Genomic DNA, 25,218 nt, shown 5'->3' on the forward strand with positions numbered 1-25,218 from the left:
GATAAGAAACAGATGTTTCCGACAATAAAACAAATATCCAATATTTTACATTAATCAACAAAGGACTATCGATTATGGAAAGCACAGCTGTAAAGGAATATGTAAAGTTCAGAGTAAAGGACTTATCCCTCGCAGAATGGGGACGTAAAGAAATTGAATTGGCAGAAGCCGAAATGCCCGGTTTAATGGCAATCCGGGAAGAATATCGCGCTCAACAGCCGTTGAAAGGCGCGCGAATTGCCGGATGTTTGCACATGACCATCCAAACTGCGGTTCTCATCGAAACCCTGGTTGCATTGGGTGCGGAAGTTACCTGGTCTTCATGCAATATTTTTTCAACGCAAGATCACGCTGCCGCAGCAATTGCAGCCGCCGGAATCCCTGTTTATGCATGGAAAGGCATGAATGCGGAAGAATTTGATTGGTGCATTGAGCAAACCCTGTTTTTCGGTCCCGATCGCAAACCGTTGAATATGATTTTAGACGATGGCGGCGATTTGACCAACATGGTACTCGATCAATATCCCGAACTGGTTAGCAGTGTAAAAGGTATCAGCGAAGAAACAACAACCGGTGTGCATCGCTTGAAAGAACGCGAACGCAAAGGCACGCTGCCGTTGCCTTCAATTAATGTGAATGATTCCGTTACCAAATCGAAATTCGACAACAAATACGGCTGCCGCGAATCGCTGGTAGATGCCATCCGGCGTGCCACAGACGTGATGATGGCCGGCAAAGTGGCTGTCGTCGCCGGTTTTGGTGATGTTGGCAAAGGCTCCGCTGAATCGCTGCGAGGCGCTGGTGCCCGGGTTATCGTAACGGAAATCGATCCGATTTGCGCATTGCAAGCTGCAATGGAAGGCTACGAAGTGAAGCGGATGGATGAAGCAGTAAAAGAAGCGGACATTATCGTTACTGCAACCGGAAACTGCGATGTGATTTTAGGGCGCCATTTCGAAGTAATGAAAGATAAAGCTATCGTATGCAATATTGGCCACTTTGATAATGAAATTGATGTCGCATGGCTGAACAAACACTACGGGCACACAAAAAACAGCATCAAACCGCAAGTTGATAAATACACGATTAACGATCATGATGTGATCCTGCTGGCAGAAGGTCGATTGGTAAACCTCGGTTGTGCAATGGGACACCCGTCTTTTGTGATGTCCAATTCGTTTACCAATCAGGTGTTGGCGCAAATCGAGCTGTGGAATCATTCAGATCGCTACGAAAACAAAGTTTACACCCTTCCCAAACATCTGGATGAAAAAGTGGCACGCCTGCATCTCGAAAAAATTGGTGTAACACTGGATGAATTAACACCCGAACAAGCTGAGTATATCGGCGTTACGGTCGAAGGACCGTTTAAATCGGATGAGTATCGCTATTAACACTTGTTCATTTCATTAAATATTTATAAAAATGGTTGTTGCAAATTGCGGCAACCATTTTTTTATCGGCTAAAATTGTATTGGCGTTGATCCAACAATTTCGTATAAATTCCCAACGAAAAAATGTGATTTGGTCAAACTTTTTTCAACCTAAATAGTTGTAATATACTTCGTACGTATCTATATTTTTTTCTTATTCCATTGCCGGATTGTAAAATTTGCGAATAAATGTTTTGGAATAATTCGCAGAACATTTCAGTTTTTTATACAGTATTAATCTTACTATTGAATCAGCCGAAAATAATTATGCATTATATTTAAACATAAAATGGCACTATAGAATGTTGAAGTATATACCAGGAAAAATAATGAAACTACGACTGCAAAGTATCGCTCTTTGTGTTCTGTTTACGCTTTTATGGGCAATGCCGGCATTTGGTCAGCAGGAACGTAACGTAGGGATTTTGCCCTTTCACAATACTAATGGTTCGGACAGTTGGATTGGAAAAGGGATTGAGGAATATTTATACGATAAATTAAACGGTATTTCCTCGCTATCCGTTTATGAGCGTGAAACGCTTGAGCGAATACTCGTCAGATCGAAAATCAGCTCTGCAAAGGATGTTGATACAAAAACAGCCTTTTCCGTTGGAAAAAGCACCGGAATCGAGGTGTTATTTGGTGGGGATTTTGCACAAAGCGGCGACAATCTAACCATAAATTTCCGGATTATCAGTACTTATACCGGTGCACCGATTCTCGAAACAATTTTGGATGGTTCGACATCAAACTTGTTTACAAATCTTTCTACTGGTATACGTAAAGGCATGGAAATAATGCAGTTACCATTGTTAGCCGGCGAAGAGCAATGGCTGAACAGCAAACCAACTAACTCAATAAAAGCATATGAATATTACTGCGATGCTTATTTGGAAATTGACCGAAAAACGCCGGTTGAGGCTGTTACCGGTATGTTTCAACGGGCGCTAATGGAAGATCCGAATTTTCTGGATGCGCAATATAATTTGGGTGTGATTTATTACAATTCACGCTGGTATGACAAAGCTCAACAGCAGTTTGATGAAATCATCCAGAAAAATCCCCGATATTACAAAGCGCATTTTGGGAAAGGCGTGATCGCCTATCTTCAGAAAAACAACACACTTGCCTCGCAATATTTTAACAAAACGTTGCAACTCAATCCGGATTTTGACAGATGTTACTATTACCTCGGAACAGTTTACACAAAATCGGATTCTCTAAAAAAAGGGATTCAGATTCTCGAACAGTCGATTGAGATGAACCCGAATTATGCGCCGGCACACTATCAATTAGGTGTTGCGGAAATGGAACGGGGTTGGTTCAAGCGTGCGATTTCTGCATTGACGAAAGCGACCCAACTCGACCCGGAATTTTATCTCGCGAACAACAAACTGGGTGAGGCTTATTACGCAATCAATTATTTTGAAGAAGCAATTATCGAATTTCGCAAAGCAATTAAAATGCGTTCATCCTTTGCAACTGCGTATTTTAACCTAGGAAATGCAATTTATCGACGTGGTGCACTTGCCGAAATTGTTGATGCATTCTGGTCATTGCTGGAGGTTCAGTACGGGCAAGTAAGTTCAGCTGAGCCGGATTTAGCCACACCTATCCAGGGTCTTGAGGGCTTACGTGCGCGTTCCCGCGAAGTGGGCGACGAAAAAACCATCCAGCGGCAAATGGTTGGTGCCTATCGCACAGCCTTAAGTTTTGATAAACGATTTTACGAAGCCAGTTATAACCTTGCCCTAACCTATGAAAATTTATCGATGCCGGACAGCTCGGAATATTATTACAAACTGGCAATTGATCAAAAACCGGATTTGGCCCAAGCACATATGCGATTGGGAAAATTATACGAATCTCAGAAAAAATATCGCCAGGCTTTGATTGAATTTAAAGAAGTTGTTCGACACGAACCGGACTATTTTGCGACCAATCCTAAATTGGGTGAAGAATATCGGTATATCAACATCGTTGAGTTGGTGCTGGAAGAAAACATGAATATTCTGGATAAAAACCCAACGAATCAGGACGCGCTGGAAGTTGTTGGAAAAATTTATCTTAGCCTCGGAAGATTAGGGCAAGCCGAACAATATTACGAAAAATTATTGACTGTAAATCCGGATGATCCGTTGGCACAAAAAACGCTGAACCAGATCCGCCGCCAGCTCCGAAAAATGTAATCAACTATCGCAAATTTGCGTATCACCGCCGATTTGCGAACGCAACACCCGCCGCACACCCTCCATTTTTGAAAGATGTTCAGCCAGTCGCTGGGCATCTTCCGGCAAACAAATGACTTTCACTTGTGGTCCCGCATCCATCGTTAAATAAGCCTGAATCCCTTCCTTTCGTAACTTGCGGATTTCGTGAATCAATCGAACCGTTTCCGGATTCCAGTATAAAATTGCCGGATTTGCAGACATTGCCAACGCATGCATTTTAAAACAGCTAAATTCGCTTAATATTCCCAATTTTTCGAAATCCTTTTTGTGCAACGCATTGCGCATTTCAGAAATATCGTTCATTGAGGAATGAACCCAGGCTTCAAAATAGGGCGATGTTTCCGCGGTGAGATTCATTCCCTCGGTGGAGCCGATGGGCTTTTGGGCTTCGGACGTGATCAAAATCAGCATTTCCAGCGGCCAATAATCCGCGGGATACAGCTGCTCGGCAAAAGCATCGCTGCCATCTTTGCGTTTGCCACGGTGCATCTCAACAAATCCACCAAAAATCGACCGCGCAGCGGAGCCACTGCCGATTCTCGCGTATTGCGTCAGTTCTTTTGGTGACAAGCTCAAATTAAGCGCGGCGGATACAGCTTTGGTCAACGCCGCAAACCCGGAAGCCGACGACGCCAATCCTGCTCCGGTTGGAAAATCATTGCTGCTGTCAATTCTGGCGAACGTTTTTACTGCAAATTGCGCACGAAAAATATCCAGAAATTTGCTGGTGCGGCGAGATGCTTTTTCATCTGCCGGTTTGTCGTTGAGCCACAATTCATCCCGCTCAAACTCCGGCGAAAAATGAACCGTGGTTTTGGTCGACAATGCGTCCAGCGTCATCGAGATCGAGCCAACGGCCGGTAAATTCAATCGTAAATCTCTTTTCCCCCAATATTTAACGAGCGCTATATTTGCGTGGGCTTTTGCTGTTGCTTTCATTTTGTCTCAACTTTTTATTTGTTTTTGAATATTTTTTACAGAAATCGTGGACTAAATTATTCCGCCGGAATGTAGTTGCGGAATAATTTGCACACAAAATATATTAATTTAAACCCTTCTCTCACAATATCTTCTTGAAAGTAACCCGTCGTTTGTATTATATTTTGCATGAAAATGAGTGAACATAAATACAGTTTTTAAACAACCTTTAGAAATGGTTAGAAGAATTTGACATGTTGAAGCAGTTACAGATTCGCAACTGGGCATTGGCTGAAAATCTTTCAATCGAATTTCAACCCAATTTGAATATACTTACCGGGGAAACCGGTGCCGGAAAATCAATTTTGGTGGGTGCGATTGCCGCGGTTTTGGGAGGGCGCGCTTATACAGAAGTGATCCGCACCGGATTTGAAAAAGCGCAGGTGGAAGCCATTTACGATATTTCAAAACTGCCAAAATTGCGCATGTTTTTGGATGAACGCGGACTGGAAGCGGGGGAGGAGCTGGTCATTCGCCGGGAAATTTCCCAAAAAAGCAGTTCCCGCGCGTTCGTGAATGACAGCGCCGTAACCGTTGCAACGTTGGCTGAAATCGGCAATTTTTTGATGGATATCCACGGGCAACATGAGCACCAGAGCTTGCTTCGAAAAGAAACGCATCGTCAGTTTCTCGATGCGTTGGGTCAGCTTGCGCCGGATTTGCAAAATGTTGAAACCAAATATTTTCAAGTTCGGGAAGCTGAAAAAAAGCTAAAATCGCTGCAATCCCGCCAAAAAGAGTTGAATGAAAAACGGGAATTGTATGAGTTTCAGTTTAATGAAATCCGGAAATCGAACCTCGTAGCGGGAGAAGAGGAAGCGCTGGAAGATGAGCGACGTTTGTTGAGCAATGTGGAAAAATTGAATGAATTATCCGCACAATTGAGCGATTTGTTTTCCGGTGAAAACGTCAATTTGCTGGATGGCGTTGGTCAGGCGGAAAACCATTTGGCAGAATTGAGTCGCTATGCCACAGAATTGCAACGTTTATTCGAAGAGTTTAAATCAGCGAGAATCGTGCTCGATGAAACCGCCCGCAGTATTGAGGAATTCCAGAACAAACTGGAGTTCGATCCGCAACGATTGGAGGAAGTGGAATCCCGGTTGGATTTGATCAGCAAATTGAAGAAAAAATATGGCAATTCAATTCAGGAAATTCTGGATTACCAAAAAGAATTGGAAGATGCGTTGAATTTGCAGGGTAATTTTGAGTTGGAAATACGAAAGCTGGAAAAAGAATATCAGCAGGCGGTGAGTGAATATTGTAACGCGGCGCAACATTTATCCGAAAAACGAACGACAATTGCCGCCGTAATGGAAAAACGTGTGGCAGAGCAATTGACCGTTTTGGGGATGACCGCCATGCGTTTTCAGGTGTCCATTTCCAAAACGCCGGACAAAAATGGCTTGTTTCGCGAAAAAGAGCAACACTTTTTTGCTGATGAATTTGGGGTTGATCAAATTGAGTTTTTTATCTCGCCGAACCCCGGAGAGGAATTTAAGCCGTTGATGAAAATCGCATCCGGTGGCGAAATGTCGCGAATTATGCTGGCGCTGAAAACCATTCTGGCAGAAACAGATGAAATTCCCAGCCTCATTTTTGACGAGATCGATACCGGTGTTTCCGGCAGAGTTGCCCAATCCGTCGGCAGGAGCATTGCTAATTTGGCAAAAAGTCATCAAATTTTGTGCATCACACATTTACCGCAAATTGCGGCGCAGGGAAATTCCCATTTCTCGGTTGAAAAATTTGTATCCGATGGGCGAACCTATACCCAAATTTTACCTCTGGACGAATCCGGCAAAGTGGAAGCCGTTGCCCGGTTGATCGCCGGAAACACAATCACTGATACCGTTATCGAAAGCGCCCGGCAGCTCATCGCCGAAGGACGCCAAAACTGATTTCACAACACCATATTTTGCCAATAAAAAAAGCCCGCAATATTTTTTCTGCGGGCTTTAAGTTTTATAAATCAATAGTTTAGATTTCGAGCAACATTCGCGCTGGATCTTCCAGCAACTCTTTCACGCGCACCAAAAAGCTCACCGATTCGCGACCGTCAATAATTCTGTGATCGTAAGAAAGCGCCAGATACATCATCGGGCGTGCGACAATTTGCCCGTCGATCACCATCGGGCGTTCCTGAATTTTATGCATTCCCAAAATAGCCGATTGCGGAATATTGATGATCGGTGTTGACATCAACGACCCGAAAACACCGCCGTTGGTGATGGTAAATGTTCCGCCGGTCATTTCTTCAATGGTCAGTTTGTTGTCACGGGCGCGGGTTGCCAATTTGACAACTTCTCGTTCGATATCCGCGAGGCTCATGCTTTCCGCGTTGCGGATTACCGGCACAACCAGCCCGCGCGGCGTGGAAACGGCGATCGAGATATCCACAAAATCGTGATAAATAATGTGGTCGCCATCGATCATCGCATTTACAGACGGCCAATCCCGCAACGCCAGGCACACAGCTTTGCTGAAAAAGGACATAAAACCGAGCCCGATTTCATGCTTTTCCTTAAATACTTCTTTGTATTTTTTGCGAATGTCCATAATTGCAGACATATCTGCTTCGTTGAAAGTGGTCAACATAGCGGTTTCATTTTTGGATGCAACCAACCGTTTGGAAATCGTTCGCCGCAACGTGGACATGCGTTCGCGCCGTTCGCCGCGATCACCGGAATCACCTGATTTTTCAACGGATTCTGTCGATTTCGCTGCCGAAGGTTGCGGTTTCGCTTCCGGTTGAGCCGCCGGTTGTTGCGGTTTGTCGAGTGCTTTTTTGGCATCTTCTTTGGTGATTTTTCCACCGGGACCGCTGCCGGTAACGGTTTGCGGAGAGATGCCCGCTTCGTTGAGCATATTTGCTGCAACCGGCGAAATTTTCACTTTCCGGTCGTCGCCGGTTGCACCGTTGCTGGATTCGGCTGTGGATTCCGGCGCTTTTTGAGCCGGTCTCGCATCGGATGATTTGCTGCCGGAACCGCCGATTTCTGCGATCGCCGCACCGATTTCCACTGTATCACCTTCGTTCACCAGATGTTTCAGTGTGCCCGAAGCTTCAGCCGGAATTTCGAATGAGGCTTTGTCGGATTCAATTTCGCAAATCAAATCGTCCACTTCAATTTGGGCACCGTCCGGTTTTAACCATTGAGCAATGGTGACTTCGCTGATCGATTCACCAACTGTCGGAACAACAACTGTAAAAGATTCGGTTGATGCCAATTCGGATTCGGGTTTTTGCGATGATTGTTCACTCGATTGCGCCGGTTTGGATTCAGCCGTTTCTTTCGATTCGGGTGCAGGTTTGTTGTTTCCCGCCGCGCCGTCCGTATCGATTTCAGCAATTTTCGCCCCGATTTCGATGGTGTCGCCTTCGCCGGCGAGAATTTTCAAAACGCCGCCGGATTCTGCAGGTATCTCAAAAGATGCTTTGTCGGATTCGATCTCGCAAATGAGATCATCCGCTTCCACGATATCGCCATCTTTTTTCAACCACTGGGCAATGGTAACTTCGCTGATCGATTCGCCCACTGCCGGCACTTTCACATCTTGTTTCATAGAGAACCCCTTGCGGCTAAACAGTTATTTTTCTTTGATTTTTCTCAAATTTTCCAAATGCTTTTTCGACGATGGCAGCCTGTTCTTTCTGATGCTGTTTGTTGAAGCCGGTTGCCGGCGATGCGCTGGCCTCGCGGGAAACCAGTTTGATATCGCTGCCGTCGTATTCGCGAACAATGTATGGCCATGCGCCCATATTTTCCGGCTCTTCCTGAACCCAAACCAACTCTTTCATCGCCGGGAAGTTTTTGACAATATCCTGCAATTGACCTAATGGCGTCGGATAGAGTTGTTCCAATCGCAAAATAGCAACGTCTTTACGTTTCTCAGATTGCTGCTTTTCCAACAGATCGTAATATACTTTTCCGCTGCACAGTAGTACGCGTTTCACGGATTTGGGAGTGACATAATCATCTTCGATGATTTCCCGGAATCGTTTTTCGCCGGTAAAATCGGATAATTCACTAACGCAGCCGCTAAACCGCAACAGGCTTTTGGGAGTGAACAAAACCAGCGGAATTCGGAACGGATATTTCATGTGGCGGCGCAAAATATGGAACAAACTTGCGGGAGTTGTGCAGTTGGCAATAATCATGTTATCCTGTGCGCACAGGCTCAAAAATCGTTCGATGCGGGCGGAAGAATGCTCCGGTCCCTGACCTTCGTAACCGTGCGGCAAATAGAGCACCAAACCGGTGTATCGCAGCCATTTGGTTTCGGATGCGCTGATAAACTGATCGAGAATAATCTGGGCACCGTTCACAAAATCGCCAAATTGTGCTTCCCAAATGGTTAATCCGCGCGGATTGGAGAGTGAATAACCGTATTCGAAACCCAACACAGCGTATTCGGAGAGCAGCGAATTGTAAATCTGGAGTTTGGCCTGGTTGCCGTTGAGATTGTTCAACGGAGTAAATTCTTCTTCGGTTTCTTCCGAATTCAGCACCGCGTGGCGGTGGGAAAATGTGCCGCGTTCGCAATCCTGTCCGCTGATGCGGATGGGCACGCCCTCATCGAGCAATGTGGCGTAAGCCAACGCTTCGCCAATCGCCCAGTCAAAATTTTTACCGCTGTTGAACGTATCCAGCCGGTCTTTGTATAATTTGCGGATTTTTGTGAATACCGGAAAATCTTCCGGAATGGTGAACAGGTTCTTCCCCAATTCAATCAGCGATTTTTCGTCGACACCGGTAACCGGCGATTCGTCAAAATCTTTGTGCGCCGGTCGCCGAAAACCGGTCCAATCTGCTTTGAATTTTGAAATCGTGGCTGCCATTGCGCTTTCTTTGGCCATGTTCAGCCGGTGCTGCAGCAACTCCTGAAAATCCTTTTCCAGCTCTTTTGCCAGCCCTTTGCTGATGCTGGCTTCCTCGATCAATTGCTTTTCGTAAATTTTGCGCGGATCGTCATGTTTAGCGATTGCTTTGTATAGTTTTGGTTGAGTAAATCTCGGTTCGTCGGACTCGTTGTGCCCGTATCGGCGGTAACCCAAAATATCGATGAATACATCGGTGTGAAATTTTTGGCGATATTCCATCGCCATCACAATGGCCAGCACAACGGCTTCCACATCATCGCCGTTTACGTGAAAAACGGGTGAAAGCGTGGTTTTTGCGACATCTGTGCAGTAAGTGCTGGAGCGCCCGTCGAGATAATTTGTGGTAAATCCGATTTGATTATTGATTACCAAATGGATTGTTCCGCCGGTTTTGTAACCTTCCAGCAGCGACATTTGAATGACTTCGTACACTACACCCTGCGCGGCAACGGCAGCATCGCCGTGAATTAAAATCGGGACAATTTGTTTGGCATCATTATTATAGCGAATGTCCAGTTTGGCTTTCACAACGCCTTCCACAACCGGGCTGACTGCCTCGAGGTGCGAGGGGTTGGCGACCAAACTGAGGTGCACATCCCGTCCGCCGGCAGTGGTGATGTTACTCGAAAACCCGAGGTGATATTTTACATCGCCTTCAAAAATGGCTTCTTCGTATGCAGCGCCTTCAAATTCCATAAAAATATCTTTATAGGATTTGCGCAAAATATTTGCCAATACGTTCAATCTGCCACGGTGCGCCATGCCGAGCACAAATTCTTTTACGCCCAGTTGCGATCCTTTTTCGATAATGGCATCGAGTGCCGGAATCAGCGTTTCGCCCCCTGAAAGCGCAAATCGCTTTTGCCCGACATATTTGGAATGCAGGAAATTTTCAAACACAACGGCTTCGCTGAGTCGCCGCAGAATATGCTGTTTTTCTTCGAGCGAAAATTTGGGACGGTTCCGGGTCGATTCCATGCGCTGTTTCAGCCATTCCACCCGTTCCGGCGTGCGGATAAACATGAATTCTGCGCCAATCGATCGGCAGTAGGTTTCTTTCAGATGGGCGATAATATCCCGGAGTTTTGCCGGACCGATGCCAACATCCACACCTGCTTCGAATGTTGAATCGAGATCTTCTTCGGTGAGCCCAAAATTTTCGATATCCAAAGTGGGTTGGTAATGCCTGCGTTCGCGAACGGGGTTGGTTTTGGTGAACAAATGCCCGCGTGTCCGGTACGCGTTGATGAGGTTGAGCACGTTAACTTCTTTGCGCCGTTCGACATCACTTTCCGCAATGACTTGTCCGTTGCCATTCCAGGCTTGTGCCAGTTCAAATCCTTCAAAAAACTTGCGCCAACCGGCGTCTACGTTTTCCGGATTATCTTTATAGCTGCGGAACAGCGATTCTATATATTCCGGGTGCGCATTGCTCAGATACGACCATTTTTCCATTGCGAAACCTTGCCGAATTTATTGTTGATTGCCGGAGGGTGAGAAAAAATTCTTTTCTCTGCGATCGAATAACTTTTTGCCGAATAAACAGCTTTTGCCCTCGTTTACTCTCTTCTATTGCTCAAAAAATTAGTTACCAAACTTAAAAATTTGTGTTACCAAAGTCAATTGCCAATGTGAACTTACGTCGGTTCAATTTACGGTTGATTTAATATTTTGGGATGAAATGGAAAAACCGGATACTACATGATCCGGTTTGGTAAAATCGATAGGTGAATAAAAAACTTTGATATTTTTCAATGTTTTTCGAAGTGCTTTTTAGAGAAATTTCAGTTTGTCGCGGAACCGCTGAACAAATCCGCGCGGCTTTTGGGGAGATTCCGGAACAGGCATCGGTTCCAGCGAAATGTGATCAATAATTTTCCGGGGATTGTTGGTCACCAGATCATCAATATATGATTGATCCAACGATTCTTTCAATTCCGTTGCAGCTTTTTGAAGTTTGAAGGTTCTGCCATTCGGTCCGTGTGCATCTGATCCGATAAAATGCACCAATTTGCTTTCCAGCAACCACAGCGCAATTTTTTGGGTGGTTTTCCCGAAATCGCCGAGAATACTGCCGGCATTAACCTGCAGCAAACCGCCATATTTTACAAAATTAATCAGCTTTTCAGGACGGCTATGTAACGCAGAATAGCGCTCCGGATGCGCAATTATAGGAATAAAACCATCCATTGTTAACCGGTAAAGGGCATCTTCCACACCGGTTGGCATCAAATACAGCGGGAATTCCATCAATATGTATTTGCCCTGTTCGCAAAGGGTGGCGACCCTGGTTTTTTTTACTGTCTCGTGGATAAAATGATGAAAAAACATTTCCGAGCCGGAATGCAACCGGATGTTGATTTTGTGTTCCCGGCATTCTTTGCGCAAAATTTCCAGCCGCTCGAAATATACCCGCTCCATTTCAGCATCAATAATTTCGTTAAAATGGGATGTTGCGAATACATCCGTAATTCCCTGATCTGCAGCAATGCGCAGCATTTCCAAAGACTCGCTCAACGATTTGGGGCCGTCGTCAAATTTGAAAATAATATGGTTGTGAATGTCGATCATCGTTTCAATTTTTCCTGATTGTTACAACTATCATCGTGAAATAGCCAACAAATATAAGCCGAAAGTTGAAAAAAGAATCATCTTAAATCAACTTTTGTTCCAAACTGATTTCGTTCTGTTGCCCGAAAATCAGCCTTTTTTGGGGTTGCTCGGGCGGATGTCCAATTCGCTGATTGTCGCACGCGAATCTGCGGATACAACAGCAAAAACAGCGTGGGCAACATCTTCCGGCGCCAATGCCGTTTTCGCGTTGGTGGCGATGGGATTATCGTCCAGCATATCCGTATTCACCGATCCAGGGAAAACCGAAAGCACGCGAATATCATGCGGACGCAGCTCGAGCATGAGCGATTGGGCAAAGCCGCGCAACGCAAATTTGGTTGCCGCATATCCGCTGCCACCCTGAAAACCGTATTTTCCTGCCAACGACGCAATATTTACAATAGTGCCGCTTTTTTGTTTGAGCATTTCCGGAACAATTCGCTGGGTCAATTGAAATACCGCCATAAAATTCGTGTCGATCATTTCGGTAAGTTCATCGGATGTGATTTCCAGAAACGGCTTGATATGTAGAACACCGGCATTGTTGATGAGCACGTCAATTTTTCCAAATTGCTGGAGTGTACCGCCAATCAAACGGCTGATATCGTGCGTATCGCGCAGCTCCGCGGCGATAACTTTCGCCGGTAATTTCCCAACCGACTCAATTTTTGACGCGGTCTCTTTCAACAAATCCACATTGCGACCGGTAATCACGGTTTGGTAACCATGTTCAGCAAATTTGATGGCGATCGCTTTGCCAATTCCACGACTAGCACCGGTTATTAATACAACTTTTGGTTGTGACATTTTATCTCCTGTTTTGATTTTCGTTGATCATTAAATTGATGCCGGATAAAAAAGTTCTGCCAAAGCATGCATTTCGAAAATGCAACGCATACTGCCGTTGAACAATTGCAGATCTATTGAATGTAAATTGGAAACTATATCAGATCGGAAGGTTTGCAAATGTGTGTCGTTCATTTCACCTGCTTTCATTTGCGGTTAAAAATAATACTCAGCTTCCATAATTCCAAGTATGTTAGAAATTGATATAGTGAACAAAAATAACCTAAAAATCAAAATAAATCTTGACATCTCTGTTTCCGGGTTGTATAATAGTGGTGAACATTAATTCACTTAAGAATTTTTGGAGGTTAAAAATGTTAGCAACACAGAGTAAAACAACCGTCCGTCGCCGCAGTCGTAAAACAGCAAAAACCGACGACCCGGATATGCTGGTTAAATTGTATGAGCTGCTGCAAGGCGATCGCGATGAAGTTCGGCTATACAGCAATATTTTAAATAGTGAACTGTGGTTTATCAATCCCGCGTTAAAAAAAGAGGATGCCTACCCTGCGGATCAACCGGTTTACACTACCCGGGAGATCGCATTTGTACTATCCATGAGCCCGGACGAATTGCGCCGTTATCACTACCTGAAAACCAAACTCGCCTGATTCTTCGGGCTTCCGTTTGTTTGTTTTGGAAGCCCGTATCAGGCAACGATATCATTGGAAATTGCGTATTGTTTAACGCTTTCCAAGCCTTCCTTTTATCGCCGTGAACAGCACCTAAATCATATATTTTTCTTGCATTCGAATTGACCGAAAGTTATATTCTCATGCTTTCACGTAAGTGGGTTGCGAAACCCACTTTTTTATTATATGGAACCGTCGGTTTTTGGATTATCGCCCTCAACGACTTCCAAATTAACACGGCAAAAAGCATGGACCATTTATTGGAAAAAATTCGCGATTTGATCGAGCCGGTGTTCGATCAGATGAATATTTATCTGGTGGATATCGATTTGCGAGGAAACAAGGGCTCGCAGGTATTGTCTGTTTTTGCAGATACGAAAAGCGGTATATCGCTGGACCAGATTACACGCTTGACACGCGAAATCAATGAAATTCTCGATGTAAACGATGTTATCGACGGCGGCTATCGACTGGAAGTGTCTTCACCCGGAATTGATCGGGATTTGAAAATGCAGTGGGAATACGAAAAGAATATCGGGCGAAATTTGTCTGTCAGCTATCAAAACGGCGATGAACCGGTAAGTTTCAATGGGAAATTAACAGAAGTGACAACAGATACCATCACGCTTGTTTATAAAAAAGAATCAATGCAGATACCATTAAATGCCATTTTAAAGGCAAGGGTTCAGATAAAATGGTAACAAGTTCGGAGGTTAAACTGGCTTTATGAAAAGTGAAATTGTTGCAGCAGCAGCGGAAATAGCCCGCGAAAAACGTATCGACCGGGAAGATTTACGCGACATTCTCGAAGATATTTTTATGACGTTGATGAAGCGCAAATACGGCGAAGAAGCCGATTTTGACGTTATTGTCAACATTGATCGCGGTGACATGGAAATTTATGTTGAAAAAGAAGTGGTGAATGAAGTCACCGATCCGGATTATCAAATTTCACTGGAAGATGCTCTGAAAGTTGATCCCGAAGTGGAAGAAGGTGAGCTTTTTGCAGAGGTGGTAAATCCGGAAAAATTCGGACGCCGGTTGATTAATATCGCCAAACAAACATTGCTGCAACGCCTTCGTGAATATGAAAAAGAAAAAGTGTACGACGAATACAAATCTCGAGTTGGTGAGATCGTTATCGGGGATGTGCATCAGGAAACCCGTGGCGGTTTATTTATTGTAGTTGATCGCACTGAAATGTTTATGCCGCGCTCCGAATCCATTCCCAACGAGCGTTTACGACGCGGAGACAGTGTGCGTGCACTCATCAAAGAAGTTAACAAACCGGATATTATGCTGGTTGAAAACGAAGAAGATTTGTCGCCAAAGCGGCGGAAACGCGGACATCGCCCGGAAATTATCGTTTCCCGTGCAGACACCCAGTTTTTAATCCGGTTGTTCGAAATCGAAGTACCCGAAATTTTTGACGGTATTGTTGAAATCAAAAAAGTTGCTCGCCGCCCAGGTGAGCGATCAAAAATTGCGGTTGAGTCCATTGATAAACGCATCGATCCGGTTGGCGCATGCGTCGGGATGCGCGGTGTGCGGATTCAATCCGTTGTTCGCGAACTCAACGGCGAAAAAATAGACGTGATTCCTTTTTCGTCGGAACCGGAAATTTTTATCAATCGTGCAATGACGCCGGCAAAGCCGATACGGGTGATCTACAATCGCGAGGAAAATCTTGGCGTTGCCATTATTCCGGATAAAGATATGGGTTTGGCGCTTGGACGCGGTGAAGCAAACCGCGAATTGGCGCAGCAATTGACCGGAGTGAATATCGAATTGATTAAAGAATCCGAATTCTACGAAAGCACAATGAGCGAAGAAACCGAAATGGATATCGAAGATTTACCGGGATTGAGCGCAGCCGTGGTGGATCGTCTCCGCGAAGCAGGCATCAACACCGCCGAGGAATTAAAAGGGCTCGGCTTGCAAGGATTGATGGAAATTCCGGGAATCGGTCAAAAAACAGCCCAGAGAATTTTGGGGCAGTTGAATATTTAAATGGCAAAAATTCAGCAGATAGAGCTAAAAGAGAAGTTAATAACGCTGTTGGGATTTGCAAAAAAATCCCGGCAGTTGATATGTGGTTACGAGGGTGTTCGCCGGGGAGTTAGTCGAAATACGATTGTATTTATAGTGATTGACAATGAACTCGCAGAGCACACAAAGGAAAAAATACATCACTTGGCCCGCAAGCAAGGAATACCTGTGTATTCTGCCAAGCCACAAAAAAATGGCGTAAAATTGGTAGATTCAACAGGTTACAAAGTGGTAGGAATGAGTCGGGGCGGGTTGGCTGACGGATTTATGAGTACGTTAAAACAGGAGAGCTGATGGCAGGCGGTACCAACAAGAAAAAACTTTTTCAAGTTGCCAAAGAACTTAATCTTGGAAAAGAGACCATCAAGGAATTTCTCGAAAAAAAAGGAATTGAAGTAACCGGATTGAACATGCGCCTCGAAGAGGATGTGTATGAATTGGTCCTGTCGCGTTTTTCCCGTGAGAAAAAAGAAGCTGATAAGATTCATCGGCGTCGAGAAGAACGTCATCGGGATGATCAGTCCGATTCGATCGATACAAAACTTGAAGAAGATGAAACAATTTCACAAACAGAGCCAGCCAAAACTGAAGAACCTGAGTTGGAGCAGGAAGCTGCCGTTAGTGTGGATGTTGCGGAAGTTGTAGAAACAGATGAAGTTATTGACGAACACTCCAGTATTTCGGATGAAATCGATCAGCCATCTGAGCCGGGTGAAGCTGTTGAGGAAGCAGATGAAACCGTTGAGCAGGATGACGATTTTGACGATGAAGATGTGGATCTCGAAACGGTTACGGATGAACCCGAGCTCGACGAAGAAAACGATGATTTTGAAGAAGAATATGATGATGTTGAAGACGATTTGGACGACGAAGAATATGATGATGACGAAGATGTGGAAGACGATGTTGATTCGGAAGAAGAAGTAGAAGATGAAAAGCCGCAAGTTGGTGATATTATTGATCATCCAATGGCAAAAATTTACATGGAACGCCAGCGGAAGCTTGAGGATGAAAAACGTCAACGCCAAATTAATGCGCTTCAGCGAATTAAAAGCGCTCCGGAAAAAGAAGAAAAACAGCGCAAAAAACAACGCACAGATGATGATCTTGTAGAAAAAGAAGCTGCGCTTGATAAAGATGGCAATGTGATTCCTGTTGAAGAAATTGATGAATCAACGGGCAAGCCAAAGAAGAAAAAAGAGAAGAAAAAAGACCGCGATACTGTAGAAGAAAAAGAGGCGCGTCGAAAAAAAGCGTTCGAGATGTTGCGAAAAGAACGCAAAACACTGCGTACCGAAATTCCTTCATCTGAAGAGGAGGTTGAAGAACCCCTAAAAGAAGGTCGTCGGAAACGCCGCAAAAAGAAAAAAGCCGAAGTTAATCAGCAGGAAGTTGATTCTACATTACGCAAAACACTCGCCGAAATGCGCGATTCCGGAACCGGAAGAAAAAAACGCAAAAAAGTACGCGCAGAACTCGATGAAGAAGGAATTGAAATTCCAAAAATTAAAGTGTCGGAATTTATTACAACACAGGATCTTGCAAACCTGCTCGATACACCTGTTGCAGATGTTATCCGGAAATGTCTGGAAATTGGACTGGTTGTAACGATCAACCAGCGTTTGGATATGGATACCATCCGGTTGCTCGCAGAAGAATTTGGATACGATATCGAGGAAGAAGAGGAATTTGGTTCTGACTATATCGAAGATGAATCTGACGAGGAAGATCAGCCAGAAGATCAGGAGCCGCGTGCACCTGTTGTAACCATTATGGGACACGTAGACCACGGTAAAACGTCACTTCTGGACTATATTCGCAAAACGAATGTTGTTGGTGGCGAGTCCGGTGGCATTACGCAGCACATCGGCGCGTACGAAGTGAAACTGGACGATGGCCGTAAAGTTACCTTCCTCGATACACCGGGTCACGAAGCGTTTACTGCAATGCGCGCCAGAGGTGCGCAGGTTACCGATATTGTTGTGCTGGTTATTGCATCGGATGATCGGGTGATGCCGCAAACAGAGGAAGCACTGGATCACGCGAAAGCGGCAGGTGTCGCAATTGTTATCGCCCTCAATAAAGTAGACAAACCAAATGCCAACCCCGAGGCAATCCGGAAACAATTGGCTGATCGCAATGTGCTGGTTGAAGATTGGGGTGGTCAATACGGATGTGTGGAAGTTTCTGCAAAATCCGGAAAAGGTGTTCCGGAATTGCTCGACCGAATTTTGCTGGAAGCGGAGTTGCTCGATCTCAAAGCTAACCCGAAAAAACGTGCCAAAGGTGTTGTACTGGAAGCACAATTGGATAGAGGAAAAGGCCCCGTTGCAACAGTGATGGTTGAAGAAGGCACGCTGCAAGTTGGACAAACCTTTATTATCGGGCAGCATTGGGGACGCGTTCGGGCAATGATTAACGAATGGGGAAAACGCACACCGGAAGCCGGACCATCAACGCCCGTGCAGATTTTGGGTATCGATGGCATGCCTGAAGCTGGCGACAGGTTTGTTGTTCTCGACGAAGAGCGCCAGGCTCGCGAGATTTCCAGTCGCCGCCAACAGTTGAAACGGGAACAGGATTTCCGTCAGGTTAAACTACTGACGTTAGACGAATTGTCGAAACAAATCAAAACCGGCGATGTCAAAGAATTGAAATTGTTGGTAAAAGCCGATGTGGATGGCTCAACACAGGCACTCACAGACTCACTGCAAAAACTGTCCACAAAAGATGTGGAAGTTCATGTGATTCGCCGCGCTGTCGGACCAATTACAGAATCGGATGTCATTTTAGCAGCTGCATCGCAAGCAATTATCATCGGTTTCCATGTGCGACCAACGGTTTCGGCGAAAGACCTTGCTGATCGCGAAAAAGTCGATATCCGTCAATATAAAGTGATTTACGACGCCATCGAAGATGTCGAAAAAGCACTGGAAGGATTGTTGGAGCCGGTCGAACGGGAAGTTGTTCAAGGGCAGGCAGAAGTTCGGGAAATCTTCAAAATATCCCGGATTGGAACCATTGCAGGGTGTTATGTGCTAAGCGGTAAAATCACCAGAAATTCACGGGTGCGAGTTGTGCGAAACGATGTTGAACTTTTCGATGGCAAACTGGAATCCCTCAAACGGTTTAAAGATGATGTTCGCGAAGTGCAAACCGGATATGAATGCGGGATGAGCGTTGTCGGATTCAACGATATCAAGACGGGCGATATTATTGAAGCGTATGAAATTGTAATGGAAGCACAAACACTGCGATAATTTGTCGTGAATTGAACGAATAAAATGTGAAGCTGCATTCATGATTGTAGCGGTTATGACAGTTGAAATGTATTTACATGGCTCAGCTTCTTTGAAAGATAAGCGAGCCATTTTAAGACGACTCAAAGACAAGTTGTCCAATAAATACAACATTTCCGTTGCAGAAGTTGATCACCAAGACAAATGGCAACGCGCCCAATTGGGCATTGCACAAGTTGGTAGTGATTACAAATATTTGGAAAAATGTATGAACACGATTTTCGATTTGATTGATAATTACGATGCAGCCGAAGTTGTTGATCACACGATCGAATATCTATAAAAAACAAGTTGTTAGCTATGAATCAAGAGTCTGTCCGGCAGCGCAAGGCAGCCGACAAGATAAAAGAAATCGTCAGTATTATTATCGACCGGGAAATAAAAGACCCGGATAAGGGATTTGTAACCGTAACCAACGTTAAAATTACTCCCGATTTACGACTGGCATCTGTTTATTTTACCGCACTCGGCGACGATGAAGCCCGGCAAAAATCACTATCCACATTGAATCGCGCGAAAAGTTTTATTCGAAACGAAATGGCACCATTGCTGAAAATGCGATTTGTTCCGGATTTGCGATTTTTTGCAGACGACACACTCGATTACGCCATGAAAATTGAAGAATTGATCAAACGGGCTAAAGCCGAAGATGAAAAATTGGGAAATAATGATGATTAAAGGTTATTCCCCAAAAACCGGTGCAATGCTAGCCATCGACAAACCCGTTGATTGGACATCGTTTGATGTCGTAAACAAAATTCGTCGCATCACCGGAATAAAAAAAGTGGGGCATGCGGGAACGCTCGACCCATTTGCAACGGGTGTTTTGGTGATTTGCCTGGGTCCCGCCACCAAACAATCCGGCGAACTGATGAATTTACCCAAAGAATACATCGCTGAAATTGAATTGGGACGGGAAACCGATACAATGGACGTCACTGGCAAAACAATTTTGGAAAAAGAAGTACCGGAGCTGACTCAATCTTCAATAGAAGCAACATTCGAAGCATTAACCGGAGAAGTTGAGCAGGAAGTGCCAGCATATTCTGCAGCCAAAATTAAAGGCAAGCGGATGTACAAATTGGCGCGAGAAGGCAAAGAGATGCCGCAAGTGTTTAAAAAAGTGACTATCGAAGCAATTGATTTACTCGATTTTTCCGAAAAAACAATCCGTATTCGGGTGCTTTGCGGGCGCGGCACTTATATTCGTACTTTGGGCAGAGATATCGCCAGAGCGCTGAATACAGCCGGATTTCTCAAAACGCTTGTTCGTACCCGCGTCGGCGATTTCCTGATCGAAAATGCACAAAGTATCGAAGAATTTCAAGAGCAATTAGCCAAAAGCACAGAAATTGTGTCTGACTGAACATCAAGTTTTACAATGATTTAAATGGAGTAGCGAATCCGCAATATGGAAATAATTGAAGAGATTGGGAAGATTGAACAGCCGAAACCCAGCGTATTGACGGTGGGCACTTTCGATGGCTTTCATCGCGGACACCAGTCGCTACTTAACCGGATGCAATCCATCCGAACCAGTGAAAAGATGCTGTCAACCATCGTTACATTTGATCCACACCCGCGCAAAGTTTTAACCGGACAAGCTGTCCCGATTTTAACAACCCGTCAGGAAAAACTGAATATTTTCGAAGAAAACCAGATAGATCGCGTCGTTGTTCTGGAATTTACGAAAGCCTTTGCTGAGCAAACTTCGCGGGAATTTGTGCGAAGCTATCTCGTTGAAAAACTAGGTGTTCGGCATATGGTTATCGGATATGACCATCATTTCGGGCACAATCGCGAAGGTGGTTTTGAAAATCTGCAGCGCTTAGGTAATGAATTTGGATTTAACGCTGAACAGGTTGAGCCCTTTCGGCAGGATGGTGTTGTCGTGAGTAGTTCGATGATCCGGCAATTGCTCGAGAAAGGGGCTGTTGACCAGGCTGAAAAATTGCTCGGGCGCCACTATCGATTATTCGCCAGGGTTATTCACGGCGACGGTCGCGGAAAATCGATCGGTTTTCCAACGGCAAATCTTGAGCCCGATGAATCGGATAAATTGATTCCGGCCCAGGGCGTTTATGCTGTCGACGTGCGTTTCAAAAATCAAACCTATAAGGGAATGATGAATATCGGTGTCCGACCCACTTTTGAATATGATCACTTGACTTTAGAAGTGCATCTGTTTAATTTTCGCGGTTTGATTTATGGTGAAACTCTCGAAATCCGGTTCAAAAAATTTATTCGGTCCGAGAAAAAATTTGACACAATGGATGATTTGAAAAAACAATTGGAAATAGACAAAAATATTTGTGTAAACATGTAATTTAAATGGAGGCGTAATGGCAATTACCCAAAATGAAAAGCTGGAAATTGTTAAAAAATTTGGAACGAGCGAAGGTGATACCGGTCGTACCGAAGTGCAGGTTGCGCTCATCACTCATCGTATTTTATACATGACTGAGCATCTGAAAACCCACCGGGAAGACCATCACTCCCGACGTGGATTACTAAAACTGGTTGGACAGCGTCGTCGTTTGTTGAACTACCTCGCGAAAAAAGACATCAACCGTTATCGCGAACTGATCAAGGAACTTGGATTAAGACGCTAACTTTAGAGGAAAGTAATGATTATTAAAAAAGAAAAAGAAATTGGCGGTCGCCTGTTGACCATTGAACATGGTCGTCTTGCCCGGCAAGCAAACGGAGCGGTTACGGTACGTTATGGCGATACGTTAATTTTAGCTGCAGCCACTAGCTCCGGCGAACCCCGGGTGGGGATCGATTTTTTTCCGTTATCTGTCGAATATCAGGAAAAAACCTATGCTGCAGGAAAAATCCCCGGCGGATTTTTCAAACGCGAAGGTCGTCCCGGCGCAAAAGAAATTTTGAGCGCTCGTTTGATTGACCGCCCCATCCGACCGCTGTTTCCGAAAAATTTCAAAAATGAAACTCAGGTTGCCATTTTTGTCATATCCAGCGATCAGGAAAATGACGCGGATGTCCTCGGCGCTGTTGGTGCATCGGCTGCGCTTTGCGTTTCCGATATTCCTTTCGCAGGACCGATTGCATCTGTACGAGTTGGACGAATTGAGGGCGAGTATGTTGTAAACCCGACTTTCGCACAGGTTGAAGAAAGCGACATAAATCTTGTAGTTTCAGGATCTTACGACTCAATTATGATGGTCGAAGGTCAATCTTCCGAAATTTCTGAAGTTGAAATGCTCGAGGCATTGCGTTTTGGACATGGCTTTATCAAGGAATTGATTGAGCTTCAAAACGAACTGATTGCCGAAATCAACCCGGTAAAAGTTGAAGTTCCCGAACCCGAAAAAACCGAAGGTCTCGAGGATCGTATCGAAAAACTGGCAACTGGAAAATTGATCGAAGCATTCCAGATTTTGGACAAAAAAGAGCGGAATCAACGAATCTCGGAAATCAAAACAGAAGTTGTGGAATCTTTTGATGAAGAAGAACGCGAAACACTGAAAGATGAGATCAAAGGTATTCTTTACGACATCCAAAAACGTGAAGTACGCGGAAAGGTTGTTAGAGAGAATGTCCGGATCGATGGACGTGGTTTGGACGATATTCGTCAAATTGACTGCGAAGTTTCCTTTTTGCCGAGAGCGCACGGCTCAGCGCTGTTTACGCGTGGTCAAACCCAGAGTTTGGGTACTTGCACGCTCGGTACGAAAATTGACGAACAAACGGTTGACGCACTGGAAGGCGGATCCAGCAAAAGCTATATGCTGCATTACAACTTCCCTGGATTTTGTACCGGTGAACCCAAGCCTTTCCGTGGCACCAGCCGTCGGGAAATTGGGCATGGCGATTTAGCCGAACGCGCGCTGATGCCTATATTGCCAGTCGATGAAAGCTTTCCTTATACCATTCGTCTGGTTTCAGAAGTGCTGGAATCTAACGGTTCATCTTCAATGGCTTCGGTTTGCTCCGGTTCGCTTAGTCTCATGGATGCTGGTGTTCCGGTTAAATGCCACGTTGCGGGTATTGCGATGGGGCTCATCAAAGAAGAAGATGAAGTGCGTGTGCTCACCGATATTCTCGGTGACGAAGATTTTCTTGGCGATATGGACTTTAAAGTTGCCGGAACTCGCGATGGTATTACCGCATTTCAAATGGACATCAAAATTGGTGGATTAACATTCGATATCCTTACCGAAGCGTTGGATCGCGCCCGGAATGCACGATTCAAAATTCTGGACATTATGGACCAAACGATTGCCCAGCCACGCGCAGATATCTCCCGCTATGCACCGCGGATCATTTCGTTGATGATTCCGAGTGACAAAATCGGTACGGTAATTGGCCCCGGTGGCAAGGTGATTCGTGGAATTATCGAAGAAACCGGTGCAAAAATTGATATCGACGATACCGGATTGGTGATCATCGCGTCCGCCGATATGGAAGCGGCATCCAAAGCCAAAGCACGTGTTGAAAGCCTGGTTGAAGAACCGGTGCTCGGTAAAGTTTACAAAGGCACTATCAAACGTATTCTCGATTTTGGTGCGTTTATGGAATTCCTGCCCGGAAAAGACGGTTTGATCCATATTTCCGATCTGGAGCCGGATCGTGTCGAGAAAGTTACGGATGTTGTTAACATCGGTGATACTGTCGAAGCTAAATTGGTGCACATCGATCGTGAAGGACGCTATAACCTTAGTCGCCGTCATGTGATTGATCCCAACAGCCCGGATCGTGATTATGAGCGCAAACGTGCGCCGCGTAACGACGATCGTCGTGGTGGCCGTGACAATCGGGACAGAAATCGCCGGTAACGGTTAAATTATTGAAATTAATTGATTTGCATAAACGGGATTCCGATCTGGAAATCCCGTTTTTTGTTTAACGCCAATGATTGATAAATATTTTGAAATCTATTGATCTGAAATTATCTTCAGAATTTATTGAAAAATTCCAAAAAATTGCTGTGAATGTGTTGGTTGTTTTGTTGATGATTGCCGGTGCGAAAATCCGGTTCAGCGTTGGCGATATACCCATTACTTTGCAAACAGTTGTCGTTTACGGCAGCGGTTTGTTGTTGAATTGGCGAAGTGCCAGCGGTGCGCAAATTGTGTATTTGCTCACCGGGTTAGTTTTTCCCGTTTTTGCCGGGGACGGTTTCGGTATTGGCTATTTGTTTGGACGAAACAGCAGCGGATATTTATTGGCATTCCCGGTTGTGGCTGGTTTGATTGGTTTTCTTTCACAAATAAATCGAACGCTATTTTGGCGATGGCTGTCTGTGCAAGCCGGATCAATCGTTTTGTTTGCATCAGGTGTGATTTGGCTGCACTTTTCAATTGATTCAACTGGCTGGCTTGCCACGCTCCAAAAAGGCTGGCTTTCTCTGATTCCTGCCGATCAATTCAAAATTTTGCTAACTGTTTTAGCATGTCATTTTGTGTTGATGGGACAGAAAACCAAAAGCAGGGTTGAAGAATGAGTACTATTTTACATGCAGAATCATTCGGAAACGCGCCGGATAAGGTCCTGTTTTTACATGGCTTTATGGGATGTGCCAGCGATTGGCAGCCGATAATCAGCTTTCTCAAAAATGACCATTGTTGCATCGCGATGGATTTACCGGGACACGGAAAATCTGTCGGAGTTGCACAAGATTTAACCTGGGATTTTACGTTTGTCGCCAATGCCGTTATCGAAACACTCGTCAAAATGGATGCTGTGCCGTGCGATTTGGTCGGTTATTCAATGGGGGGAAGGCTTGCGCTTTACCTGGCACTCACTTTTCCCAAATATTTCCGGAGAGTAGTGCTGGAATCTGCATCGCCGGGATTACGAACGCCAGATGAGCGAGATAAACGTCAACAAACGGATCAAACATTGGCATTGCGATTGGAAAACGAACCGTTTTCGGGCTTTTTGGACGATTGGTATCGCCAGCCGTTATTCGCGACGTTGAGAAATCATTCGAATTTCGAATTGCTGTTTCGCCGGCGAAATCAAAATCAACCTAAATTACTCGCGAAATCGTTGCGGGAATTGGGAACCGGTGTTCAACCATCGCTGTGGGACGCGCTTCCGGAGCTTAAAAATCCGATGGTGTTGTTGGTTGGGGAAAAAGATGTTAAATTCAGGGCTATTGCTGAGCAAATGCAATCTCACAATGCGCAAATCTCCATAGAAATTGTGCAAAATACCGGGCACAATATTCATGCGGAATCACCGGTTGTATTTGCAAATGTTGTGCAACGGTTTTTGCGCTGAAAA

The 25,218-nt window shown here is 44.9% G+C and carries 21 protein-coding genes; 16 read left to right on the forward strand and 5 right to left on the reverse strand.

The window, feature by feature from the left end:
• The first annotated feature begins 74 nt into the window (after positions 1–74).
• Positions 75–1,394, forward strand: coding sequence for an adenosylhomocysteinase (locus tag H6629_16375; protein ID MCB9069369.1), 1,320 nt, complete (start codon positions 75–77; stop codon positions 1,392–1,394).
• Between the two features lie 368 nt (positions 1,395–1,762).
• Positions 1,763–3,622: a tetratricopeptide repeat protein gene (locus tag H6629_16380; GenBank protein ID MCB9069370.1), complete on the forward strand. Its 1,860-nt coding sequence runs from the start codon at positions 1,763–1,765 to the stop codon at positions 3,620–3,622.
• On the opposite strand, the gene mvaD is transcribed toward H6629_16380, so the two are convergent.
• Positions 3,623–4,603 (reverse strand): diphosphomevalonate decarboxylase, encoded by a 981-nt coding sequence (gene mvaD, locus H6629_16385; GenBank protein MCB9069371.1) that lies wholly within the window; start codon positions 4,601–4,603, stop codon positions 3,623–3,625.
• Between the two features lie 233 nt (positions 4,604–4,836).
• Here mvaD and recN point away from each other — a divergent pair, with 233 nt between their 5' ends.
• Positions 4,837–6,543 carry a DNA repair protein RecN gene (recN, locus tag H6629_16390; GenBank protein MCB9069372.1) on the forward strand — a complete coding sequence of 569 codons (1,707 nt, stop codon included), beginning with the start codon at positions 4,837–4,839 and terminating at the stop codon, positions 6,541–6,543.
• A gap of 79 nt (positions 6,544–6,622) precedes the next feature.
• Here recN and odhB read toward each other — a convergent pair whose 3' ends face one another.
• The 4 genes from odhB to H6629_16410 form a co-directional block, all read right to left on the reverse strand.
• Complete coding sequence (gene odhB, locus H6629_16395; GenBank protein ID MCB9069373.1) at positions 6,623–8,209, reverse strand: 2-oxoglutarate dehydrogenase complex dihydrolipoyllysine-residue succinyltransferase; 1,587 nt, start codon at positions 8,207–8,209, stop codon at positions 6,623–6,625.
• Between the two features lie 16 nt (positions 8,210–8,225).
• Positions 8,226–10,982 carry a 2-oxoglutarate dehydrogenase E1 component gene (locus H6629_16400; protein ID MCB9069374.1) on the reverse strand — a complete coding sequence of 919 codons (2,757 nt, stop codon included), beginning with the start codon at positions 10,980–10,982 and terminating at the stop codon, positions 8,226–8,228.
• 318 nt (positions 10,983–11,300) lie between these two features.
• Positions 11,301–12,098 (reverse strand): tyrosine protein phosphatase, encoded by a 798-nt coding sequence (locus H6629_16405; protein ID MCB9069375.1) that lies wholly within the window; start codon positions 12,096–12,098, stop codon positions 11,301–11,303.
• Positions 12,099–12,227: 129 nt separating this feature from the next.
• Positions 12,228–12,947: an SDR family oxidoreductase gene (locus H6629_16410; protein ID MCB9069376.1), complete on the reverse strand. Its 720-nt coding sequence runs from the start codon at positions 12,945–12,947 to the stop codon at positions 12,228–12,230.
• A 353-nt stretch (positions 12,948–13,300) separates the two neighbouring features.
• Between H6629_16410 and H6629_16415 the strand changes: the two genes are divergently transcribed.
• The 13 genes from H6629_16415 (at position 13,301) to menH (ending at position 25,215) form a co-directional block, all read left to right on the forward strand.
• Positions 13,301–13,597 carry a hypothetical protein gene (locus tag H6629_16415; protein MCB9069377.1) on the forward strand — a complete coding sequence of 99 codons (297 nt, stop codon included), beginning with the start codon at positions 13,301–13,303 and terminating at the stop codon, positions 13,595–13,597.
• A gap of 269 nt (positions 13,598–13,866) precedes the next feature.
• Positions 13,867–14,319, forward strand: a complete 453-nt coding sequence (locus H6629_16420) for a ribosome maturation factor RimP (GenBank protein ID MCB9069378.1) — start codon at positions 13,867–13,869, stop codon at positions 14,317–14,319.
• 25 nt (positions 14,320–14,344) lie between these two features.
• The gene (gene nusA / locus H6629_16425) at positions 14,345–15,628 is read left to right on the forward strand and encodes a transcription termination factor NusA (GenBank protein MCB9069379.1); all 1,284 of its coding nucleotides are present in this window, start codon (positions 14,345–14,347) and stop codon (positions 15,626–15,628) included.
• Positions 15,629–15,961, forward strand: coding sequence for a ribosomal L7Ae/L30e/S12e/Gadd45 family protein (locus H6629_16430; GenBank protein ID MCB9069380.1), 333 nt, complete (start codon positions 15,629–15,631; stop codon positions 15,959–15,961).
• Entirely contained in the window at positions 15,961–18,927 is a 2,967-nt protein-coding gene (infB, locus tag H6629_16435) for a translation initiation factor IF-2 (protein ID MCB9069381.1), read from the forward strand. The genes H6629_16430 and infB overlap by 1 nt, the downstream gene beginning before the upstream one ends.
• Before the next feature lie 40 nt (positions 18,928–18,967).
• Positions 18,968–19,249 carry a DUF503 domain-containing protein gene (locus H6629_16440; GenBank protein MCB9069382.1) on the forward strand — a complete coding sequence of 94 codons (282 nt, stop codon included), beginning with the start codon at positions 18,968–18,970 and terminating at the stop codon, positions 19,247–19,249.
• 17 nt (positions 19,250–19,266) lie between these two features.
• A complete protein-coding gene (rbfA, locus tag H6629_16445; GenBank protein MCB9069383.1) occupies positions 19,267–19,644 on the forward strand; it encodes a 30S ribosome-binding factor RbfA in 378 nt (125 codons plus the stop codon).
• The gene (gene truB / locus H6629_16450; GenBank protein MCB9069384.1) at positions 19,637–20,332 is read left to right on the forward strand and encodes a tRNA pseudouridine(55) synthase TruB; all 696 of its coding nucleotides are present in this window, start codon (positions 19,637–19,639) and stop codon (positions 20,330–20,332) included. Before rbfA ends, truB begins: the two co-directional genes overlap by 8 nt.
• Before the next feature lie 45 nt (positions 20,333–20,377).
• Positions 20,378–21,292 carry a bifunctional riboflavin kinase/FAD synthetase gene (locus H6629_16455; protein MCB9069385.1) on the forward strand — a complete coding sequence of 305 codons (915 nt, stop codon included), beginning with the start codon at positions 20,378–20,380 and terminating at the stop codon, positions 21,290–21,292.
• 16 nt (positions 21,293–21,308) lie between these two features.
• Entirely contained in the window at positions 21,309–21,578 is a 270-nt protein-coding gene (gene rpsO, locus H6629_16460) for a 30S ribosomal protein S15 (protein MCB9069386.1), read from the forward strand.
• A gap of 15 nt (positions 21,579–21,593) precedes the next feature.
• Positions 21,594–23,765 (forward strand): polyribonucleotide nucleotidyltransferase, encoded by a 2,172-nt coding sequence (locus H6629_16465; GenBank protein MCB9069387.1) that lies wholly within the window; start codon positions 21,594–21,596, stop codon positions 23,763–23,765.
• Between the two features lie 92 nt (positions 23,766–23,857).
• Positions 23,858–24,433: a biotin transporter BioY gene (locus tag H6629_16470; protein MCB9069388.1), complete on the forward strand. Its 576-nt coding sequence runs from the start codon at positions 23,858–23,860 to the stop codon at positions 24,431–24,433.
• The gene (gene menH, locus H6629_16475) at positions 24,430–25,215 is read left to right on the forward strand and encodes a 2-succinyl-6-hydroxy-2,4-cyclohexadiene-1-carboxylate synthase (protein MCB9069389.1); all 786 of its coding nucleotides are present in this window, start codon (positions 24,430–24,432) and stop codon (positions 25,213–25,215) included. Before H6629_16470 ends, menH begins: the two co-directional genes overlap by 4 nt.
• Positions 25,216–25,218: the final 3 nt, after the last annotated feature.

Source organism: Calditrichia bacterium (assembly GCA_020634975.1).
Lineage (GTDB): Bacteria > Calditrichota > Calditrichia > RBG-13-44-9 > J075 > JACKAQ01.

What these genes read in the sequence shown, in the direction of transcription:
- H6629_16375 (MCB9069369.1), top strand. Translation starts at nt 75, where the DNA reads ATGGAAAGCACAGCTGTAAAGGAATATGTAAAGTTCAGAGTAAAGGAC.
- H6629_16380 (MCB9069370.1), top strand. Translation starts at nt 1,763, where the DNA reads ATGAAACTACGACTGCAAAGTATCGCTCTTTGTGTTCTGTTTACGCTT.
- mvaD (MCB9069371.1), bottom strand. Translation starts at nt 4,603, where the DNA reads ATGAAAGCAACAGCAAAAGCCCACGCAAATATAGCGCTCGTTAAATAT.
- recN (MCB9069372.1), top strand. Translation starts at nt 4,837, where the DNA reads ATGTTGAAGCAGTTACAGATTCGCAACTGGGCATTGGCTGAAAATCTT.
- odhB (MCB9069373.1), bottom strand. Translation starts at nt 8,209, where the DNA reads ATGAAACAAGATGTGAAAGTGCCGGCAGTGGGCGAATCGATCAGCGAA.
- H6629_16400 (MCB9069374.1), bottom strand. Translation starts at nt 10,982, where the DNA reads ATGGAAAAATGGTCGTATCTGAGCAATGCGCACCCGGAATATATAGAA.
- H6629_16405 (MCB9069375.1), bottom strand. Translation starts at nt 12,098, where the DNA reads ATGATCGACATTCACAACCATATTATTTTCAAATTTGACGACGGCCCC.
- H6629_16410 (MCB9069376.1), bottom strand. Translation starts at nt 12,947, where the DNA reads ATGTCACAACCAAAAGTTGTATTAATAACCGGTGCTAGTCGTGGAATT.
- H6629_16415 (MCB9069377.1), top strand. Translation starts at nt 13,301, where the DNA reads ATGTTAGCAACACAGAGTAAAACAACCGTCCGTCGCCGCAGTCGTAAA.
- H6629_16420 (MCB9069378.1), top strand. Translation starts at nt 13,867, where the DNA reads ATGGACCATTTATTGGAAAAAATTCGCGATTTGATCGAGCCGGTGTTC.
- nusA (MCB9069379.1), top strand. Translation starts at nt 14,345, where the DNA reads ATGAAAAGTGAAATTGTTGCAGCAGCAGCGGAAATAGCCCGCGAAAAA.
- H6629_16430 (MCB9069380.1), top strand. Translation starts at nt 15,629, where the DNA reads ATGGCAAAAATTCAGCAGATAGAGCTAAAAGAGAAGTTAATAACGCTG.
- infB (MCB9069381.1), top strand. Translation starts at nt 15,961, where the DNA reads ATGGCAGGCGGTACCAACAAGAAAAAACTTTTTCAAGTTGCCAAAGAA.
- H6629_16440 (MCB9069382.1), top strand. Translation starts at nt 18,968, where the DNA reads ATGATTGTAGCGGTTATGACAGTTGAAATGTATTTACATGGCTCAGCT.
- rbfA (MCB9069383.1), top strand. Translation starts at nt 19,267, where the DNA reads ATGAATCAAGAGTCTGTCCGGCAGCGCAAGGCAGCCGACAAGATAAAA.
- truB (MCB9069384.1), top strand. Translation starts at nt 19,637, where the DNA reads ATGATTAAAGGTTATTCCCCAAAAACCGGTGCAATGCTAGCCATCGAC.
- H6629_16455 (MCB9069385.1), top strand. Translation starts at nt 20,378, where the DNA reads ATGGAAATAATTGAAGAGATTGGGAAGATTGAACAGCCGAAACCCAGC.
- rpsO (MCB9069386.1), top strand. Translation starts at nt 21,309, where the DNA reads ATGGCAATTACCCAAAATGAAAAGCTGGAAATTGTTAAAAAATTTGGA.
- H6629_16465 (MCB9069387.1), top strand. Translation starts at nt 21,594, where the DNA reads ATGATTATTAAAAAAGAAAAAGAAATTGGCGGTCGCCTGTTGACCATT.
- menH (MCB9069389.1), top strand. Translation starts at nt 24,430, where the DNA reads ATGAGTACTATTTTACATGCAGAATCATTCGGAAACGCGCCGGATAAG.